This window comes from Rheinheimera sp. MM224 (assembly GCF_947090785.1).
Classification (GTDB): Bacteria; Pseudomonadota; Gammaproteobacteria; order Enterobacterales; family Alteromonadaceae; genus Pararheinheimera.
The window spans coordinates 4,568,547-4,589,074 of sequence record NZ_OX352320.1; the positions used below are offsets into that span (position 1 = coordinate 4,568,547).

Consider the following 20,528-nt stretch of genomic DNA (forward strand, 5'->3'; position numbering starts at 1 on the left):
CCGCAGAATCATCTGCGGTTTCTTTAACGCCTTGCCTTACAACAAGTTTAGAAACTCACGTTCACACTCATCCATAAGTTACGGGCTTTGTCTTTGTTATTAAAGTGGTCGACATAACTGGCCTGATAGCCATTTGCGCCATTCGCATCCAGAATACAGCTGGTGCCGCTATCACACTCGACGAAAGCTAAATCGTAAGTCGTAAAGTCCTGATCAAATAAGTTGTTGATCCGCGCAGTAAAAGTGACTGAATCGCTGGCAGCGAAGCTGGCACCTAAGTGATACACGTCGTAGGCTTTGTAGTTCAGCGGTGCATTGTTAACAGTGTCCCATGCGCGGAAACGTTTTGTGCGGATTTCTGACGTCAGGAATACTTTTAACTCATCAGTCGCATTCCAGTCTATCGTCAGGTTCGCCATATGTTTGGCTGTGTTGGTCAGAGGTTGTCCCTTGTTGGCACCACTTTTCTGTTCGCTGTCTGTATAAGTGTAGTTAGCACGGAAAGCGATAGTGTCGATAATCTGCCAGCGCCCGGCTACTTCGGCACCTTTAATAGTGACGTTATCAATATTGACGGTTTTTGTACTGGTGGCATAACCCAGATCGGCGTATTCACCCGTGCTGCTGCACACCAGTGCAGTGGCGGCACCACATGGCTGAGAAGCAATTTTATCGTCAAATTCATTATTGAAAATGGTGATATTGAAGTTGTGGTTGTCAGGGTGTTCCCAATAAGCCGCAATTTCGGTGGAGGTGCTGGTTTCAGGTTCCAGATCCGGGTTACCAAACATAGGAGAGGTACCCTGACCACCAAAGCCTACGACACCATCATACAACTGAGTTGTTTTTGGTGTTTTAAAGCCGGTACTGACACCACCTTTGATAGTCCACTGTTCTGTTAATGTATAAACACCATACAGACGTGGGCTCATTTCACTGCCAAATATTTCATGATCGTCACGACGTAAACCTGCAGTGATGGAAAATTCCTGAGTGGCGTCCCAGGTGTCTTCTGCAAATACGGACCACATATTGTGCTCCTGCACGCCACCAGGTGTGCCACTTTCCATACCAAAGACACCATCTTCCAGCTCACCACGGATCACCTGAGTACCAAACACGGCTTTGTGTTGGCCTGCCAGTTCAAATGGCATATCCATTTTGGCATCCAGAGTATATTGGTTACTGGCCATTTTACGGGCAGATCGTGGCAGGAAAGTATCTTTAGCTATGGCCTTACGCTCGTCGACGCTCAAACCAGCATAAGCTCCTGTAGCATCGATCATTGTCAGTAACTGTGCACGTTCTGCCAGAGTAAAGGGCAAAGTACGGCCATGGTTTTGTGTATCGACATAAGATAAAGACACAAAACTGTTGCCCAGATCCCATTTGCCTTCGTGACTTAATGACCAGGTATCACGGGTAAATTCCTGAGTTGGGCTATAGCCAACCTGCGGGTTAGCACGGCGTGCCCAGGTACCACCACCTGCAGTACATTTTTGCTGTTGGTTGCCACCAGTGGTTGGCACAAAGCCTTTACAGAAATTACCTGCGGCCCAGATACTGTCAATATTGTCGACTGTACCTACAGGGTATTCTCGGCTGCCATCATCATTAATTACAGGGCTGTTATCGTATTCCTGGGTCGAGGTGTCGATATCAAACCAAATGGCCTGGTTCTCAGCAGGAGTCCAGCTCAGACGAGCACCTAACACTGTGCTGTCGTTATCTACTGTTTTACCGCCAGCGCCAAAACCTAATGAACGGCTACGCACTTCACCATTTGGATACACTACATCAGCATATTCTGGAGTAGATGCCATACGGTTGTATTCGCTACCACGAATGGACATACCCAATACGCCAGGGATCAGAGGCCCCATCACGTTGAAGTCAGTGGTGATCTCTTCCCCAAAACTGTCATCCGTTTGCGCTGTGCGGCTATGGCTGACTGAGCCAGCCCACTCGTTAGTGACTTTTTTGGTGATGATATTGATCACACCACCTAAAGCGTCGGCACCATACAAAGTAGAAGCAGGGCCACGTATCACTTCGATACGTTCTATGGTATCCAGAGGTGGCATATGACCAAACTGATTACCGCCAAAGTTATTTGGGTAAATATCACCATGGTTATTCTGACGTTTACCGTCGACCAGGATCAAAGTGTAATCCGACCCCATGCCACGCATACTGATAGTACCCTGACCTGTTTTGTCACGGGTTTCACCAATATCGACGCCTTCCAGATCACGTACTGCATCGAGCAAGGTAGTGTAAGGGCGGGTACGCAATTCTTCTGCTGTAATAACGGAAATACTGGCAGGAGCGTCCACCAGCTTTTGTTCAAAACCTGAAGCCGTAACCACGATGCGCTCAATAGGCTCATCTTTAACAGCTACTGCATCTTCTGCCTGAACTGTAGCTATCAGACCTAAAGCGAGCTGGGTGGCTAACACCAGTTTGGCCGGGCGGGACTTGAACATAAACACTCCTGTTGTTCGAACAGATCATCGCAAAGCGGATAAAATCTGACCTCGATTTGTAAAGATAAGTTAATAAATTTGCATGGCCGACAATGATAGTGATTCTCATTAGAAGATCAATAGCTATTGCGAACTATTTGCACTAGCAATTGTCACGTTGCGGGCCTGAACACAAAGGCGATCAATAAACAACTAAATCAGCCAGTTGCGAAAACCTTGCAAATAAGAACAATTCTCAGTAGCATGGCAGCTGATTTTTAGGGGGTACTGTGAAGAGTTCAGCTTTAGCTCGTTGGATGCGTTGGTTACATACCTACAGCGCTATGTTGGTGTTGTTGCTGTTGTTATTTTTTGCCATCACGGGCATCACCTTAAACCACCCTGAAATCAGCAGTAGCATGGGTAAAACCAGTCAGCAGTTGCAGTTGGAACTGCCGGAACAATTGCCGGATTTATTAAACCTGCCTGATGATCAGCAACAAGCCGCTCTGGTTTTGTATGTCGACTGGTTAAAGCAGGAACATCAGTTACAGGGTGGTTACAACCTGAATTTTTCGCCTGAAGACGAACTGCTGGAAATCGATTTTAAACGCCCTGCCGGTTATGCCGCTGTGGTGATTGATTTAGCAGAGCGCACTGCAGAGTTAGATGCTGAATTTGGTGGTTATCTGGCCTTGGCCAACGACTTACATAAAGGCCGTTACGCTGGCAGCAGCTGGAAATGGTTAATCGATATTACCGCTGTATTTTGTGTGTTGTTTGCCTTGTCGGGCTTTTATTTATTGTGGCGTCAGCCGAACAGAAGAGATTTTGGCAATGCCACAGCTATAGCTGGTGTGGTGTTGGCTCTATTAGCTTATATAGCGTCGTTTCACTAATTTAGAGTCGTTTCACTAAGAGGGAATTGTATGTACAAGTATTTAGTCGCTGCATTGCTGTTTTGTTGCGGCTCTGCCATGGCACAACAGGAACTGGAAATTCAGGTCGAACTGCCAAAAATTGATACCGGCACTTATCACAGACCTTATGTGGCGGTATGGATTGAAAACGAACAACAACAACCAGTGCGTTTAGTCGAAGCCTGGTTGGAAAAACCGGATTGGATAAAAGACTTACGTCGCTTCTGGCGCAAACTGGGCCGCAGTGAACCTCAATTAGTAGATGCAAAAACAGGTGCCACCAAAGGGCCAGGCAGCTACAAAGTGCGTTGGGATGGCAAAGACGAACAAGGCAAAGCTGTTGCTGCTGGTAACTATGTGCTTTTTGTTGAAGCAGCCCGTGAACAAGGCGGCCGTAATCTGGCTAAACAAGCATTCACATGGGACGGCAGTGCCGTTCAAATAGAAATAAAGGCCAGCAAAGAGCTGGGCAAAATTCAACTTACTTCTGTACAGGGAAAATAGTCCAATGAAAAAATCTATTCTGGCTTCATTATTGGTTGCAACAGCAGTGAGCGCTCCGGTTTTGGCTCACACTTTATGGGTAGTTCCAAGTCACTTTGTTTTATCTAAAACAGGCAGCTGGGTGTCGGCTGATGTCAGCGCCGCGAACATGACCTTTGTTGCTGACAAAGGTATTCCGGTAGATAACGTGGCTTTGTATACGCCTGACGGTAAAAAGCAGGCTATTGAGCATAAATACCAGGGTAAACGTAAATCTCAGGTCGATGCACAGTTAAATGCTGAAGGTACGTACAAACTGGAATTAGGCGGTCCTGTACGTTTCGGCACTATGTACAAAGTAGGTGATGAGCGCAAGCGCCTGATGGCTGACAAAAAGACCCGGGCTAAAGAGTTACCGGCTAATGCAACTGATGTAGTGACCAGCCAAAGCCGCAGTCGTTCAGTTGCGTTTATCACAGTCAACAAACCAACGTCTGAAGTACTGGCACTGAAAAACGAAGGTTTAGAGTTTAAAAGCTCTGTGCATCCAGCTGACATAGTAGCGGGTGAGCCTGTTACTTTTACCTTTTTAGTCAATGGTAAGGCGCAAGCTGGTGTGGAGCTGGAAGTGTCATACGAAGGCGAACGTTACCGCGACGAAGCAGGCCGTATTCAACATAAAACCGATGCAACTGGCCAGTTTACTTATACGCCTGTTGAAGCTGGTGTATTCCTGATTGAAGCATCCTATTCAGCCAAAGCTGAATCTGAGTTAGCCGACCAAGTCCGTGAAGGCTTAACTTTAACTTTAGAAGCTGCTTTACCTTAAATCTCAGCCTCTGTGTTTTTAGCACAGAGGCTTTCCTTTCGAAAAACTACAGCCTGATAGCAGAGTTACGCACCACCAGTTCTGGTTCAAATACGTTTTCCACTTCAAGATCATGCTTATACAAGTTTTTCAGTAGCCACAGGGCCGCCATCTTTCCCATTTCATGAATAGGGTTATTCACTGTGGTCAGCTTAGGTGAGACATAACGGGCAAAAGGAATATTGTCGTAACCAACAAAAGATAAATCCTGTGGGATTTTCATGCCACGTTCCAGGCACACCGAAATAGCGCCGGATACCATCTGATCGTTAGCGCAAACCACAGCAGTAAATTTTTTGTGTTGGCCGAACAGGTAGTTCATACCATCCACGCCGCTGTCTTCTTTGTAATCACCTTCAAAACACAGGGCAGGATCAAAGGAAACGCCTACTTCTGCCAAAGCTCGTTTATGGCCTTCAAGACGCTCTATTGCATCGTGTTTTTTCGAAGGTCCGGAAATATAGGCAATATCCCTATGGCCTAAATCAATCAGATGCCGGGTAGCCATATATCCACCTAACTCATTGTTCAGGTAAATACAGCAGTCGCTGATTTCGGCTATGTATCTGTTGATCAGCACTATAGGAGTTGAGCTTTGGCTAAGCTTAATCAGGTAGTCATCGGAGATAGCTTCTACATCCAGGATCAGTGCGTCACAGCCTTTGCTCAACAAAAACTCAACACTGTCTATTTCCTGAGCCGCATCACTGTGACCCACGGCAATAATGACATGGCGGTTATCAGCCCGCAGCGCGGCTTCAATTTCAGCCATCATAGGACCGTAATACGGGCCATCCAACTGTGAAACCAACACACCGACACTATTGGAGCAATTCGACGCCAAAGACTGCGCAAAAGTGTTAGGCCTGTAGCCTAATTCAGCCATAGCGGCTAATACCTTTTGTTTGGTCTTTTCGCTGACATTGGTGTTTTTATTCATCACTCTGGATACCGTAGCCAGAGATACACCTGCAAGCAGTGAAACGTCGTAAATGGTCGCCATATAGTGCTGTCACTTATTGTTAAGTCTAAGAGAATCGGGAACTACAGAGTAATTCAGCAAAGACTGAAGTGCTCTGTAGTCCGTCATATTATCAGCTTTTACATCCGTCATCCTTGAAAATGCAGCTTTGTTGACTGCGCTCCCTCGCCCCAGTCACATAGTGTGTCTATGTTCCTGGGGTCTCCCTTGCTTGTCGCCTCCCTGCAACTTTCAATGCTTTTGGATTTATTCTGCGACTCTCTTCAATTCCAACGTGATTTCATCAACTTTTTGTGTGTTGAGTTTATAAGCACCCATTACAAAAGCGACAATTAAAGAACCAATGGCTGGATACAAACTAAAAGCAAGCAATAAACCTGCCTTGGTTTCTTCGGTTTGAGTAACGTCTGCCTGATAACCTATACCAGCCAATAGCCAGCCACCCAAAGCTCCACCTACAGCTATGCCCATTTTGATAAAGAAAATAATAGAGGAATACACCATGCCTGTAGTGCGGATACCTGTGCGCCATTGGCCATAGTCTACGGTATCAGCCATCTTGGCCCACAGCAACGGCGTGCCGGTGTTAAATACCAGATTCCACAGCACATACAAAGCAATGGCGAGAGTGACATTATCAGCAGCGACAAAATAGCTGCTGGCACAAAGGGCCGCAGCCAAAATCTGGATACCGATATAGAGTTTTACTTTGCAGTAACGTTTTGCCAAAGGCTGAGCAACAATGCAACCGACCATACTGCCAAGCATACCCAAAGTGATAAATAAGGTGATACTGTCCGGCATTTCCAGATAATACTTCACGTAGTAAATAGCCAGTGTAGTACGTAAAACGTAACCACTCATCAGGCATAAAGCCACCAGCGCCAGTACACGCCACTGATCGTTTTTCCACAACTGACGGAAGTTATCCATATAGCTGCGGCTAACCGCTTCTTTAGGTGGATTGATACGCTCTTTAGTACCGTAAAAACAGGCCAAAAACATCAACACACCTAATGCACTCATCGCCATAATAGTCAGCTGATAGCCTTTAGCTCTGTCGCCCTGACCAAAAAACTCAACCAGAGGCAAAGTTAAAGCAGTCACCATCAGACCACCGAGCATGGCAAAGACAAAACGGTACGACTGCACCGACACCCGCTCTTTTGGATCAGCAGTGAGTACAGCACCTAAAGCACAATACGGAATATTGATAGCGGTATACACCAGCATCAGCAGGGTATAAGTGACAAAGGCATAGATCATTTTGCCTTCTTCACCAAAGTCTGGCGTAGTAAAAGCCAGCACGCTGATCAGGCCAAATGGCAAAGCAAACCAAAGCAAATAAGGACGGAATTTGCCGTATTTGCTTTCAGTGCGGTCGGCAATAGCCCCCATAATAGGATCTGTCACTGCGTCGATAATACGCACAGCCAGGAACATGGTGCCGACAAAAGCAGGCGAAATGCCATAAATATCGGTATAAAAAAACGTCAGAAACAACATGACGGTCTGGAATACTATATTGCTTGCCGTATCCCCCAGGCCATAAGCAATTTTTTCCTTAACACTAACCATGGTGAGCGCACCCTATATAAATTGTTGATTTGAAATTATTATTTTTTATAAATTAACGATTACTAATTAAGCGCTTATAAGCCAGACCGCTGTTTTTCACAGTTCTTTGTTGGCTGTTGTAGTCGACATACACTATACCAAACCGCTTTAAGTAGCCTTCAGCCCACTCAAAGTTATCCATTAAACTCCAGGCAAAATAACCCTGAATATCTACACCTTGCTCGACCGCCTGATGTACTGCATTCAGATGCGACTGGTAGTATGACAAACGCAGTTGGTCGTCGACTTCACTATTGTGCAGTTGATCGGCTGCTGCTGCACCATTTTCGGTAATGTAAACAGGAGGCAGTTTATATTTCTGATGCAAAGACACTAACAGATCGGTAAAGGCCTGTGGATAAATTTCCCAGCCAATATCTGTTTTAGGAGCATCAACCATATCGACTTCAATAAAGTCACGGCCTTCAGCGGCTTTATAGACAGTGCGGGTGTAGAAATTGACGCCTAAAAAGTCCAGCGGCGCTTTGATAATGTCGAAGTCACCTTCTTCAATCACTGGCTTGTCTTCATCCGCCAGCAAGGCGAAAGAATCAGGATAAGCACCATCAAATACTGGTTTGATATACCACTGGTTGAAGTATTCGTCGGCCAGCTGTGCCGCTCTTTGATCGGCAACACTGTCGGTTAGCGGATAAGCAGGTGTGAAGTTCAACACTATACCATTCATGCTGTTTGGGCTGTTTTTCTGCAGTACCTGCATTGCCAGACCATGAGCTAACAATAAGTGGTGCGCTGACTGACGGCCATAGGCTTTTTTAGTCAAGCCAGGAGCGTGAATACCGGCCTCATAACCTAAATACGAACTGCAAAACGGCTCATTTAAGGTCGCGTACGAATAAACTCTGTCACCAAAGGCTTTACTTAACTTGTCGGCATAATCCTGAAATAAGTAGGCCGTATTGCGATTCAACCAGCCGCCCTGGTCTTCAATATGTTGAGGTAAATCCCAATGATACAGAGTGACAAAAGACTTAATATTTTTTGCCTTTAGCTCATCTAAAATGCCAATGTAAAAATCCACACCTTGCTGATTCAGACTGCCGTCTTTATTCATCACCCTTGCCCAGGCAATAGATAAACGATAAGCATCGACCCCTAAAGAGCTTATCAGCGCGATATCGTCACGCCATAAGTTGTAATGATCACAAGCCAAATCGCCGTTTGAGCCATCTTTTACTTTGCCCGGTGTAGCGCAAAAGGTATCCCAGATACAAGGCAGGCGATCGTCAACTCCACCTTCAATCTGGAAAGATGAAGTGGCCACACCATAAGTAAATTCTTTCTTCAGCAGTCTTGAGCCTTTTGGCAATTCATAGTTCATCGTTATCTTCTTTTCATCTTTAAAATTGGAGGGTAAAAGTGGTCTGATTAACACAACACTGGCAATGTAATCGCTTTCATTTTTAGTGCTGTCGTGACCATATTCAGTTCCTTTGTGTTATGAGTTCAGGTGGTTTGGGTTATACGAAATCTATAAATATATTGGCGGTTAAACGCCCACTGACCGGCGAACCGTCTATATCAGTAGCGACATCCACCAGTGAAGAGTGCAGCAGATTACCAGGGTAAATAATAAGTCTGTTCGCCTGATAGGGGATCTGATAGTACAGCTCATAATGCTCATTGCTTTGCACCTGATAACGCTGAGGTGGCGCACCATGAGTATCAATAAAGTTTTGTGCTGACTGGAAATAGTCCTGCCGCCTTTGATCGGCCACCCGCTCAAAACCTGTAGGTTTATGCCGGAAAAAACCTGTGCTGCCATGAGGGCCGTCATTCAGGTAATGCAACAGCGCAAAATAATAAGGCGCGCTGGTATCAAAATGTGGCATACATTGCAGCGGATGCAGGCTGTTTTCTGCTTGAGTGATCAGCGCATAAAACAGCATTTGTGGCTTTAATCTGAGCTTTTCCGGCACCTGATAGACTTTATAAATCAGCTGATACAAAGCATTTAAGCTGGCGGCCACATAATCTTTTGGCAATACTGCACGCTGGCCTGGGTAATAAGTTTGGTTCTCGCGCATAAAATCGCTGTGCTGAGCCTGCTGGCGTAAACCAGACAAGTCCAGAGCAAAGTTATCAATCATAATCAATGGCGTTTTTTCCAGCCCGAGATAGATAATTTCGGGCCGGATGGCGGTATTGACCTGATAATTCAGCGCTTCCATCCTGGTCAACTCAGACTAAAGACGACTTACAATAATGCTGAATAAACTCATGGTGAGTCGGAAACTGACTCACAGTGCGTTTCACATTCTGTTTAATGCTCATCAGGAAATCATTCAGCTCGGAGTCCGGCATTAAATCGACAATAGGATGATACTGTTCTGGCATCAAACCCTGGCCAATCAGCACCTGCAACCAGGAGCTTTCGCCAAACAATTCCTGAGCAAACTTATACACCTTGCCGGATTGTTTAAACAATTCCATCCGGTGGGCCAGCGTGTCCGGGATCTGCATATCTTTGCAGTAACGCCAGAACTTGGTATCAGTACGCTCCGTGGCTTTGTAATGCAGGATGATAAAGTCGCGGATATTATCCATTTCGATTTTAGTCTGGCGGTTAAACTCAGCTACATCCGCAGGCACAATGCCGTGGGACGGAAACATCTGCAGCAAACGAATAATACTGCGATGGATCAAATGAATACTGGTCGACTCTAAAGGCTCGAGAAAACCACTGGATAAACCAATGGCCACACAGTTTTTATTCCAATGCTGACGGCGGGTGCCGGTTTTAAACTTAATTAAGCGTGGCTCAAACATCATCTCACCTTCGACATTCTCGATCAGTGTTTGTTTGGCTTCTGCTTCTGTCATAAATTTGCTGCAGAACACCAGGCCATTACCCACCCGGCTTTGCAGTGGGATTTTCCATTGCCAGCCAGCATCCCGGGCTATAGCGCGAGTGTACGCCACTGGCTCTTGTGTGGTTTTGGTTTGCACTGCATAAGCGCTGTCACAAGGTAACCAGTGACTCCAGTCTTCAAAACCTGTATTGAGTGTTTGTTCAATCAACAAAGCTCTGAAGCCGGTGCAATCGATAAATAAATCGCCTTCAATCAGCTCGCCGGATTCCAGCAATAAAGCACTGATATTACCGTCCATATGCTGCTGAACTTCACGAATTTTACCTTCAATACGTTTAATACCATGCTGCTCAGACATGCGACGCAAAAACTTGGCATACAAGGACGCATCCATATGGTAAGCGTGGTTCAGATCCTGATTTGGCAACACTGCAAAGCGGCCCTGACGAGCGCCTAAATGCTCGACACAGTAGTCACCGATTTCAGTCGCTATGCCTTTTTGTCTGCCTTTTACCCAAAAGTGCTGAAAGCCACAGGCCCAGCAGTCTTTGCCTAAAAATCCAAAGGAGTGAATATAGTCTTCGCCTACTGTTTTCCAGTTTTCAAACTGAATACCCAGCTTAAAAGTAGCATTGGTGGCTGCCATCACTTCAGATTCTTTGATATTCAGTAAGCGATGGAAGATATGCATAGTGGGGATAGTGGCTTCGCCGACTCCCACAGTGCCAATATCGTCAGACTCCACTAAAACCACTTCAAGGTTTTTGCCCAGCAATTTGGTCAGGCCCGCTGCTGTCATCCAGCCAGCTGTGCCACCACCTGCTATCACTACTTTTTTAATTCTGTTCTGTTCGTTGTTCATCTGTTCACCCTGTTGATTGGTGTCTTTATATTTTTAGTTGGTTGTCAGCGTTTTAATTTATTTAATAAATCAGCCCGGATCTGGCGCGCATTCAGCTCATCCAGTGGCTTAGTTAACATCTTTAAGGCATCTGGTTGAATATGATCTTGTGATATTTCATCGTGCTCAAAAATGTAGTAGTCAAAAATAGCTTTCCAGGCCTGACGCTGCGCCTTAGGCAAACTGCGTAAGCTCAGCACCGCCATAGACAAAGCATTATTGGGTCGGCCTAAATAGGCTGGCGTATCGCGCCACCAGTGGCTGATCAGCACATTAAAAGCGTCCAACGCCTGCACGTGGTGCCACCACATGCTCGGAATAAATAACACATCGCCAGGTTCCAGCTCTGCCAGTTGTACATGCTGCAGAGCTTCGGCAAATTTAGGGAAACGCTCAAAATCAGGCGCGGCAAAATCCACCATGCTGACATCCTGACCGCCTGGCGCAAACTCCATAGGTCCCGGATACAAATTGGCAATTTGATCAGGTGGAAATAAGGTAAAAGTGCGATGTCCGACTGCATTACAGGCCAAATTCTGCGGAAAATCATAATGAGCAGCAATGCGGGACTGATTACCAAGCCAGACACTGGTCAGCGGGCTGATACCTTCCATTGGTAAGGTATTGTGCTCTGCCAAACCCGGAAACCAATGGTTGATCTCCGTGGAGCCCATGTAATAGGTCGGTACTTGAGTTTGGCTGTTTAACGCAAAAAGGCGGTCCAATAACTGATTAAAGTCTATTTTACCGCCCTGATAATTAAAGCCATTTTGCTCTGGGTTATAAAACACCCTGCCTTGCTGATCGGGATCAAGGTAACAGGCACTGACCGGAAGCCCCTGATAAAATTGACGAATATAATCTGCGGCAGACGAGGCTGACACAAGACCCGCTTTGACCAGCGGCCAGTCTTTACACAAGGCTTTGAATATCAAAGGTTGATGGGCATTAGCTATTAAACTCAACGCATCAGCTAAGTCGCATCCTTCCAGAGTTTTTACTTGTGCTAATGGCGTTGTGCTGTGCATGGCTATCCAGACCTTACTCAAACTGCTTATTTTTTAACTGCAGCAAATGGCGAATATTGGACTGAGATGCGATGGCCATATAAATTGCCTGCAGATAACCTTTCTGGTGCAGTTGAGCTAAAAGCTCTGGAGCTAAAGCGGCGAGGTTTTCTTCATGAATAATGTAGAAACCTGCCAGTTGCTGCTTCTGGCCATTGCTGAAGGTTAAATCCAGGGTAAAGGATTCCAGCAGTTGATGCTCAAGCAACAGATCGATAAAAGTTTTGCTGTCGAGCATGCCATGATGAATAGTTTCCAGCATCGAAGCGACTTCATCCAGATAAGGGCTGCTGCCACCAAAAGGTAAAAACAGAGCTTCGCCTTCAGTACTGCTGACACGCGGATTATTTAAGTCGATATGAATAACCCGTTGCGGCGTTTCAATACCGTCTTCACGCACCAGTTGCTGACCAATCAAAAACGGCTGACGTCTTAGCATCAGCGGCACATAACAACCACGCCAGTTATCCTGTTGTAAAAACAGGTTTTCCTGATCCTGGAAACCAAACAGGGTGACAGAAAAAAACTGATTGCTGTTGTTGTCTTTATGAAAAAAAATTGGGTAGTGGGCCTGAACTGTACGGAATTCTTTAGGAAAAGTGACAGCAAACCAGACTGCATCACCATATTGTGCGCCTCTGGTCGTAATGACTTTCAGGTCTCTGTGTTCAACGCTGTTTAATAAAACATTCTTACTCATGCTATATCCCGACCGTTACAGTGTATTTTTTAGTTATAGTTTGATTAAACCTGTCGCTTAACGCGAATGCTACTGGTTTTTTGTTTAAGTACGAAGCTATAGAAAAAATCAAGATATAGCATCTTCAGCCAGGGCTGAAGATGCTGCTTCAAAAAATGGAAACAGAGTGGGCCATATCCTTATGGCCCTTTACAGCTTAGAAGCTGTAACGAGCACCCAGACTATAACGGGCACCTGATTCAACCAGACTTAACACCTGCTCTTTGGCACGACCGTGCACACGGATATGCTCATCAGTCACGTTTAAGGCTTCAATAAAAATGGTTAAACCTTCAACTTGTGGCAGGTCATAACTGGCTGACATATCAATCTGGTGATACGCCTCAGTGTATTTAGGATGGGCGCCTGTATCCTGACCTTTAGAGTTCAGGAACTCGTCACGCCAGTTATAGGCAACACGAGCCTGGAAACCATCCATTTCATAAAACAGAATGGCGTTGGCAGTGTCACTTAAACCAATCAGAGCAGCCTGATCCTGCAACAGGAAATTGTTGTAGGACGTTTCGCTGTCGACCATGGTGTAGTTGGCAATAGTACCAAAACCAGTTTCTCCAAAGGCATGCTGTACCGCAAATTCCCAGCCATCAATCACTTCTGAGTTTGCGCCATTAGATGGTGTATTGATGTCGAAGACCAACGCATTGTCTTCACCTGTTACACCATCAATAGTGCCGGCAGCAACGTCAACACCAGGGGCATTTGGATAATTTGCAAAAATCCAGTCGCGGATATCACCAGCATCGTTGCCTACAGCAGCAACAGCTTCAGCATATTTATCACCGTCAACTGGGTTTGGAATATTGTAGATAGTCGATTCCACAATAGAGTTGCTAATAAAATTACTGGTGTCTTTACGGAAGTAACCTAAAGAAACGTAACTTGCCGGAGAGTAGTACCATTCAGCCGATAAATCGATGTTTTTAGACTCTAAAGGCAACAGACTTGGGTTACCAGCATTACCACCACCGCCAGCCCGGTTAGCTATAGTGTTCACTACTGTTCCACCCTGAATAGAAATATAGTCAGGACGACCTATAGTTTCACTATAAGCAGCACGTAACATTACATCGTCAACCACTTCAATATTGAAATTCAGGTTAGGTAATACGTAGTCGTAATCACCTGTTTTCGTCTGGAACTCACGCTCACCACTGGCTTGTAATACGATTTCAGTGTCAGCCACCCAACTGGCGCCATTGTATGCAGCGACAGCTGAAGTTGAAGTCACATCTGTTGTTTCATAACGTACACCTACATGAACATCGTACGGCATGCCGGACAGTTCATTTTCGTAGTTGTACTGCACATAAGCAGATTGTGATTCTTCTTTCGTATAGCGGTTGACGTCACTATCGTAATCGGTAGAAGGACAGAAGTTGGTACCACAATCACCGGCGCCAACAAAACCGTCCGGCGTGTATAACTCTTCAGCTCGGGCGCGTACTGTATTGAAATCCCAGAAGAAAATGGTATCAAGGATTTCAAAATCACGGTCTGGCATTAAAGAGAAATTACCTTTACCAGCGTTGAATTTGTCATGGATAGTGCCAGCTGGGAAATAGGAATCGTCGAAATCACCTGCCTGACCCACACCACCCCAGTCGTTACGCTGTACGTTGACTGATTTTGAATGGTTGTCCACGTCAGTCAGAGCAATACCGAAGTCGATGCTGCTGCCGTTTTCGAACACATATTCGCCATCAAACTGGTACTGGTCAATTTCAGACTTGTTGGTCGAGTTACCAAATACGCTACCCGTTACAATCATGTCTGAAGGTTTAACCGAGTTACCGCCACCCACTGACAATAAAGGCATTTCACCGGTAAAATCGGTCGCAGCACTGTTACGGATAAAAGCAGCAGTACTTAAGGTATTGCTTGAACCCAATACATGGTTTGGTTTGAATTCAGCGTCAGATTGGTGAGCATCAAAACTCAGTTTTAAGTTATCAGTGGCTTGCCATTCCAGGTTCAGACCTAATGAACCACTTTCGTTACGTACGCCAGAATCACCAGCGCCCATAGACAAGTCGGCTGGAGAACTGTATTCCTCAGAATAAATCAGCGGAGAAGATACCGGACCATCAGTCCAGATGCTTTGTGAAGGTACATAGGTATACCAGGCAGACACATCATTGTACTGAGTGTCGATATCATTGCGCATGTAGGTATAGTCAACGCTGGCCGTCAGATTATCAGTAGGAGCATACTGCAGCACTAACTGGCCATTGGTACGGGCACGTTGTTGTTCTTCAAATTTGTAGATGGTTGTTTGTGGCACAGAGTACACATCATCAGCGCCAGGGCGGTTCACCTGATTATCGACAGGGATACTGCCCCACTGGCCAGAAGTATTATCTACAGAACCAGCAAAACTGCGCCAGCCTGTACCTACGTTAGCCTGCTGGCTACCGCTTTCACGTTCCTGATAGCTGGCGGACACTAACACACCAAACTTATCGTCGCTAAAAGTCGTGGAATATAAACCTGCTAACTCAGGAGTAGCACTACCTTCTTCAGTCGATTTATCATCGACCATAGCAGCACTGAATACAGCTTTTTCGCCGCCAGCACTTAAAGGTTTTAAGGTTTGCACGTCAATAACCGAACCTATACCACCGGTAGGATTTTTAGCAAAACTGGTTTTATTGACTTCAACACCGCTAATGGTATCGGCAGAAATATTGGCGAAATCAAAAGAACGTGAACCTGTAGTCACAGGCATTTGACGGCCGTTCAACGTAACTAAGTTAAAGTCCGGACCAAAACCACGGACAGATACTTTACTACCTTCACCGTTTACACGGTCAATAGATACACCGCTGATACGCTGCAGCGATTCTGCCAGATTAGTATCAGGGAATTTACCTATATCTTCAGCGGAGATTGCATCCACAATACCTGTGGATGAACGTTTGGTGTCCATAGATTTAATCAGACTACCGCGAATACCGGTGACGCTGATCACTTCAATTTTTTCTTCGGCTTTTTTGGTGTTTTGCTCCTGCGCGTCATCCGCGAAGGCAGGCATAACAACGCCCACGCCAAGCACTAACGACAGACTGGTGGCGAGTCTGGTCTTTTTGAACGTTTTGGATTTCATGTGTAGTTCCCTGTCGACTGTTTTTGGTTTTTTACTTGCAACGAAATTCGATAACGCCGGACAGGTAGTTTATTTACTCCCCAAAACTAACTGTAAGCGCTTTCACAAACTTAGGTGATTTTTTTTAACTCGTCAATACAGAAAAACTAAATCTTACATTTTGGTTAAAAAACAGTTGGCAATAATCAGTTTATCAGCTAAAAATGAAACCGCTTACAATTGCATTATTGCTGAAGAAATTGCGCAATTTCAGTTTTAATGACAGAGAAAATGCAAAGTAACTAAAAACAATAATAAGCAAATCAAAGATTTGCATGCCGGAACTTGATGATAAGTCCGGAGGACACGGGGACAGAATACCAAGCATCCATCAGAGCTTTTGTATGCATTTGATCATACAAACCGCTGATTTGCCTGCCAGCCCCGCCGATAAAAACTCTGCTGACACAGTGAAAAGACCCGGCTTTCAGAAAGAAGCGGACACAAAAACAGACAGAGCTCAACAGGATACCCATTATGTTTCGATACACCCCATTGGCGTTGTTGTGCAGTGCTGCCCTTGTGACGACTTTATCTGGTTGCGGCCAACAAAATACGGCCACTGAGAAAACGACAGAAGTCAAAGCAGCTCCAGCTGAAAGTCTGAATCTGTGGCCAGAATTAAAAAGCCCTTTAGCCAACAAGGATACAGAACAAAAAGTGCAGCAACTGCTGTCCGCTATGACCATTGAGCAAAAAGTGGCTCAGTTGATCCAGCCGGATATCCGTTGGATGACAGTGGAAGATATGCGCCAGTATGGTTTTGGTTCTTATTTAAATGGCGGTGGTGCTTATCCAAATGATAATAAAAACTCTACAGCAGCAGACTGGGTGGCTTTAGCTCAGGCGTATTACGATGCCGGTGTGGATTCAACTAAAGATGGCAGCAGCATTCCACCTATTTGGGGCACTGATGCAGTGCACGGTCACAACAATGTAATTGGCGCGACAGTGTTTCCACATAATATTGGTTTGGGTGCAGCCAACAATGCACAGTTGGTGGAAGCCATAGGTAAAGCCACGGCAGCGGAAGTAGCAGCTACTGGCATTAACTGGATCTTTGCGCCTACTGTTGCAGTAGCCCGTGATGATCGCTGGGGCCGCAGTTACGAAAGTTATTCGGAAGACCCTACTGTGGTAAAAGAACTCGGTGCAGCATTAGTCAAAGGTATTCAGGGCAATGTTGGTTCTGACTTTATGCAAAGCGGCCGTTTAATTGCCACAGCCAAACATTATCTGGGTGATGGTGGCACTGAAAACGGCAAAGATCAGGGCAATACATTAACCAATGAAGCCGATTTAGTGCGCCTGCATGCTCAGGGTTATATCAGTAGCCTGGATGCTGGTGTGCAAACTGTGATGGCGTCTTTTAACAGCTGGCACGGTGAAAAAATGCATGGTAATCATTACCTGCTGACCACTGTTTTAAAAGAACGTATGGGTTTTGATGGTTTAGTGGTTGGCGACTGGAACGGTCATGGCCAGCTTCCGGGTTGTACCAACAATAGCTGTGCCGCCGCTATCAACGCTGGTGTTGATATATTAATGGCACCGGAAGATGGTAAAGCGCTCTATACCAACACTCTGGCTCAGGCCAAAGCAGGTGAAATATCAGCAGCTCGTTTAGATGACGCCGTCAGCCGCATTTTACGAGTCAAAATTCGTGCTGGTTTATTTGAACACGGCAACCCTGCTCAATCAGCACTGGCGGGTAAAGCAGAATTGATTGGTCATGCCGATCATCAGGCTATTGCAGCTCAAGCCGTGCGTGAATCTTTAGTGTTGCTGAAAAATAATGCTCAATTATTGCCATTGGCTCCAAAACAAAAAGTACTAGTGACAGGTGATGGTGCTGACAATATTGGCAAACAAAGTGGTGGCTGGACTTTAACCTGGCAAGGCACGGGCAACGTCAATGCAGACTTCCCGAATGGTCGTTCCATTTATTCAGGCATACAACAGCAAGTCGAAGCGGCCCAAGGCACAGTCGAGCTGAGTGCTGATGGCTCTTATCAGCAAAAACCTGATGTGGCTATTGTGGTGATAGGTGAAAATCCATACGCCGAATTTGATGGTGACATTCGCACTCTGGATTATCAGGCTGGTAAAAATACCGATCTGGAATTACTGAAAAAACTTAAGGCCGAGGGTATTCCGGTGGTGACAGTGTTTTTAAAGGGCCGGCCTTTATGGGTAAACCCTGAGCTGAATCAGTCCGATGCTTTTGTAGCGGCCTGGTTACCTGGTACCGCAGGTCAGGCTGTGGCAGAAGTGTTATTCAAAACTGCCGCTGGGGAAATCCAACATGACTTTAAAGGCAAACTGCCATTCTCCTGGCCAAAAACAGCAGATCAAACACCGTTAAATCAAGATGACACTAACTATGCTCCACTTTTCGCTTTGGGTTATGGCCTGACTTATCAGGACAAAACCACTGTTGCCAATGACTTATCCGAGCAAATCAACAGTGCGCAAAGTACCAACAATGACAGCTTAAGTTTATTTGAGCGCCGCCCGGCCTCAGGCTACAGCCTGATTTTGCAGGACGAGGCAGGAGTAGTCACAGTCACAGGTAACAAAGCCAAAAGTGCCGACCAAAGCCTGAATTTAGCCGCAGTGAACTGGCAAAAACAGGAAGACGCTTTACTGTTGGACTGGGCTGCAAATTCTAAAGCCAAACTGGTACTGCAAGCTGCTGTGCCGCTGGATGCCAGCGGTTATAGTCAGTTGGTGGTCGATATGAAATGGAATGCGGCACCAACAGCAGCTGTCACTTTAGCTCAGTCTTGTGGTTCGGGCTGTGGTGGTACTTTGAATTTAGCTGAACTGATCGGCAGTAAAGCTGCAGGCCAATGGCACAAAGTGGTGATTGATTTAAGTTGTTTTGCCAGCAAAGGCGCGGCGCTAAATCATCTGCAGCAACCTTTTGTGTTGCATAGTGAGGCGGCATACCAACTAAGTATTTCGAATATCCGTTTAACACCAGCCACAGCAACAGCTGATCTGAGTTGTGCGACACATTAATACATAACAATAATGGCCGTCACCAGGCGGCCTGATGGGGAATAGAATGCAAAGTGTTCAAAGCGCCGAAGTGCAGAGTTCCAGCACACCAATCAGTAGCTGGGCTTTACCTGCTCTTACTTTTTTATTTTTTATCTGGGGTTTTATTACTTGTCTGAACGACATTTTAATTCCGCATTTAAAAGCCGTGTTCGACCTGACTTACACTCAGGCTATGTTGATCCAATTCTGCTTTTTTGGTGCTTATTTTGTGGTGTCTTTACCTGCGGGTGCGCTGATCAATAAGCTGGGTTACCAGAAAGGTATAGTGATAGGTTTAGCTATTGCAGGTTTTGGCACACTGAACTTCATTCCGGCCGCCAGCTTTCATAGTTACCCATGGTTTTTGGCCGCTTTATTTGTGCTGGCCTCCGGTATTACCATTTTGCAGGTTGCGGCTAACCCTTATGTCACAGTATTGGGCAATCCAAAAACTGCCTCCAGTCGCCTGACCATGACCCAAGCCTTTAACTCTTTGGGTACCACAGTTGCCCCGCTTATTGGTGCGGCTTTGATCCTGAGTCAGCTCGACAGCACTGAAGGTGCTGATGCAGTACAACTGCCTTATCTGATACTGACAGTGGCTTTATTTGCTGTAGCTTTTGTGTTTTCGCGTCTGAAGTTACCAGAAGTTCAAAACACTACAGCAGCGGAAAAAATATCCATTAAGTCTCTATTGCCTTACACCCATTTATGGCTCGGTGCCTTGGGCATTTTTATGTATGTAGGCGCTGAAGTAGCCATAGGTTCAGTGATGGTCAACTTTATTGCTTTGCCTGAAATTACAGGACTAGCAGAAGCTGAAGCTGCGCATTACGTCGCCTGGTACTGGGGTGGCGCTATGGTGGGTCGTTTTGTGGGTGCTTTACTGATGCAACGCATAAACGCTGGCTTATTACTGGCCATTCACGCTGCTGCCGCCATGTTATTGCTGGTACTGGTGATTACAGGTCAGGGCCAACTGGCGTTATTTGCGCTACTGACCATTGGTATCGCCAACTCCATTATGTTCCCGACCATTTTTAGTCTGGCGTTACATGGTTTAGGCAAATACACCAGTCAGGGCGCGGGTTTATTGTGTTTGGCGATTGTAGGCGGCGCTTTAGTGCCTGTAGCTCAGGGCATGCTGGCCGACTCTTTTGGCCTGGCCTTGTCTTTTGTGTTGCCGGTGTTTTGTTACATCTATATCTGCTACTTCGGTTTACGCAGTCGCAAAGTGACAAGTTAAGGCGAAAGCCGGGGCAAGGCGCGTATTCCCGGTTGGCCTTGCTCATTTTATTCGCGCCATCCGTGGCCTCAACCGGCCAGTGGACAGAGCCACTGGCGCTCATCCGGACATTGCCAAACTGTTGGCAATGCTTCATCCGGCTTCGCCCTGACGGGCCAGCTAAAGCTGTTCAAAAACATTCCTGGTACTGGATGAGTA

General features: G+C 45.9%; 14 protein-coding genes. 5 read left to right on the forward strand and 9 right to left on the reverse strand.

All coding sequences use genetic code 11. The annotated features are described in order from the left end of the window. Positions 1-47: 47 nt before the first annotated feature. Positions 48-2,486 (reverse strand): TonB-dependent receptor domain-containing protein, encoded by a 2,439-nt coding sequence (locus OM978_RS21140; RefSeq protein ID WP_264344397.1) that lies wholly within the window; start codon positions 2,484-2,486, stop codon positions 48-50. 269 nt (positions 2,487-2,755) lie between these two features. On the opposite strand from OM978_RS21140, the gene OM978_RS21145 reads away from it, so the two are divergent. Genes OM978_RS21145 through OM978_RS21155 form a run of 3 tightly spaced genes read left to right on the forward strand, consistent with a single transcriptional unit; the run spans position 2,756 to position 4,697 of the window. Continuing rightward, on the forward strand, positions 2,756-3,364 hold the full coding sequence (locus OM978_RS21145) for a PepSY-associated TM helix domain-containing protein (protein WP_264344398.1): 609 nt from the start codon (positions 2,756-2,758) through the stop codon (positions 3,362-3,364). Between the two features lie 30 nt (positions 3,365-3,394). Then, positions 3,395-3,889, forward strand: a complete 495-nt coding sequence (locus OM978_RS21150; protein ID WP_233010100.1) for a DUF2271 domain-containing protein — start codon at positions 3,395-3,397, stop codon at positions 3,887-3,889. A gap of 4 nt (positions 3,890-3,893) precedes the next feature. Continuing rightward, positions 3,894-4,697 carry a DUF4198 domain-containing protein gene (locus tag OM978_RS21155; protein ID WP_264344399.1) on the forward strand — a complete coding sequence of 268 codons (804 nt, stop codon included), beginning with the start codon at positions 3,894-3,896 and terminating at the stop codon, positions 4,695-4,697. 46 nt (positions 4,698-4,743) lie between these two features. Here OM978_RS21155 and OM978_RS21160 read toward each other — a convergent pair whose 3' ends face one another. From OM978_RS21160 to OM978_RS21195, 8 genes are all read right to left on the reverse strand, one after another. Beyond that, positions 4,744-5,739, reverse strand: coding sequence for a LacI family DNA-binding transcriptional regulator (locus tag OM978_RS21160; protein ID WP_264344400.1), 996 nt, complete (start codon positions 5,737-5,739; stop codon positions 4,744-4,746). Positions 5,740-5,964: 225 nt separating this feature from the next. Continuing rightward, on the reverse strand, positions 5,965-7,296 hold the full coding sequence (locus OM978_RS21165) for a glycoside-pentoside-hexuronide (GPH):cation symporter (protein ID WP_264344401.1): 1,332 nt from the start codon (positions 7,294-7,296) through the stop codon (positions 5,965-5,967). A gap of 52 nt (positions 7,297-7,348) precedes the next feature. Beyond that, complete coding sequence (locus OM978_RS21170) at positions 7,349-8,677, reverse strand: GH1 family beta-glucosidase (protein WP_264344402.1); 1,329 nt, start codon at positions 8,675-8,677, stop codon at positions 7,349-7,351. Positions 8,678-8,816: 139 nt separating this feature from the next. After that, positions 8,817-9,527 carry a DUF6445 family protein gene (locus OM978_RS21175; RefSeq protein ID WP_264344403.1) on the reverse strand — a complete coding sequence of 237 codons (711 nt, stop codon included), beginning with the start codon at positions 9,525-9,527 and terminating at the stop codon, positions 8,817-8,819. Between the two features lie 10 nt (positions 9,528-9,537). Further along, the gene (locus OM978_RS21180; protein WP_264344404.1) at positions 9,538-11,031 is read right to left on the reverse strand and encodes a tryptophan halogenase family protein; all 1,494 of its coding nucleotides are present in this window, start codon (positions 11,029-11,031) and stop codon (positions 9,538-9,540) included. Between the two features lie 44 nt (positions 11,032-11,075). Beyond that, positions 11,076-12,098 (reverse strand): cupin-like domain-containing protein, encoded by a 1,023-nt coding sequence (locus OM978_RS21185; RefSeq protein ID WP_264344405.1) that lies wholly within the window; start codon positions 12,096-12,098, stop codon positions 11,076-11,078. 13 nt (positions 12,099-12,111) lie between these two features. After that, positions 12,112-12,837 carry a SapC family protein gene (locus OM978_RS21190; protein ID WP_264344406.1) on the reverse strand — a complete coding sequence of 242 codons (726 nt, stop codon included), beginning with the start codon at positions 12,835-12,837 and terminating at the stop codon, positions 12,112-12,114. Between the two features lie 196 nt (positions 12,838-13,033). Further along, on the reverse strand, positions 13,034-16,000 hold the full coding sequence (locus tag OM978_RS21195; RefSeq protein ID WP_264344407.1) for a TonB-dependent receptor: 2,967 nt from the start codon (positions 15,998-16,000) through the stop codon (positions 13,034-13,036). 516 nt (positions 16,001-16,516) lie between these two features. On the opposite strand from OM978_RS21195, the gene OM978_RS21200 reads away from it, so the two are divergent. Further along, the gene (locus tag OM978_RS21200) at positions 16,517-19,063 is read left to right on the forward strand and encodes a glycoside hydrolase family 3 protein (RefSeq protein ID WP_264344408.1); all 2,547 of its coding nucleotides are present in this window, start codon (positions 16,517-16,519) and stop codon (positions 19,061-19,063) included. Between the two features lie 46 nt (positions 19,064-19,109). Continuing rightward, entirely contained in the window at positions 19,110-20,330 is a 1,221-nt protein-coding gene (locus tag OM978_RS21205; protein ID WP_264344409.1) for a sugar MFS transporter, read from the forward strand. The last annotated feature ends 198 nt before the right edge of the window (positions 20,331-20,528 follow it).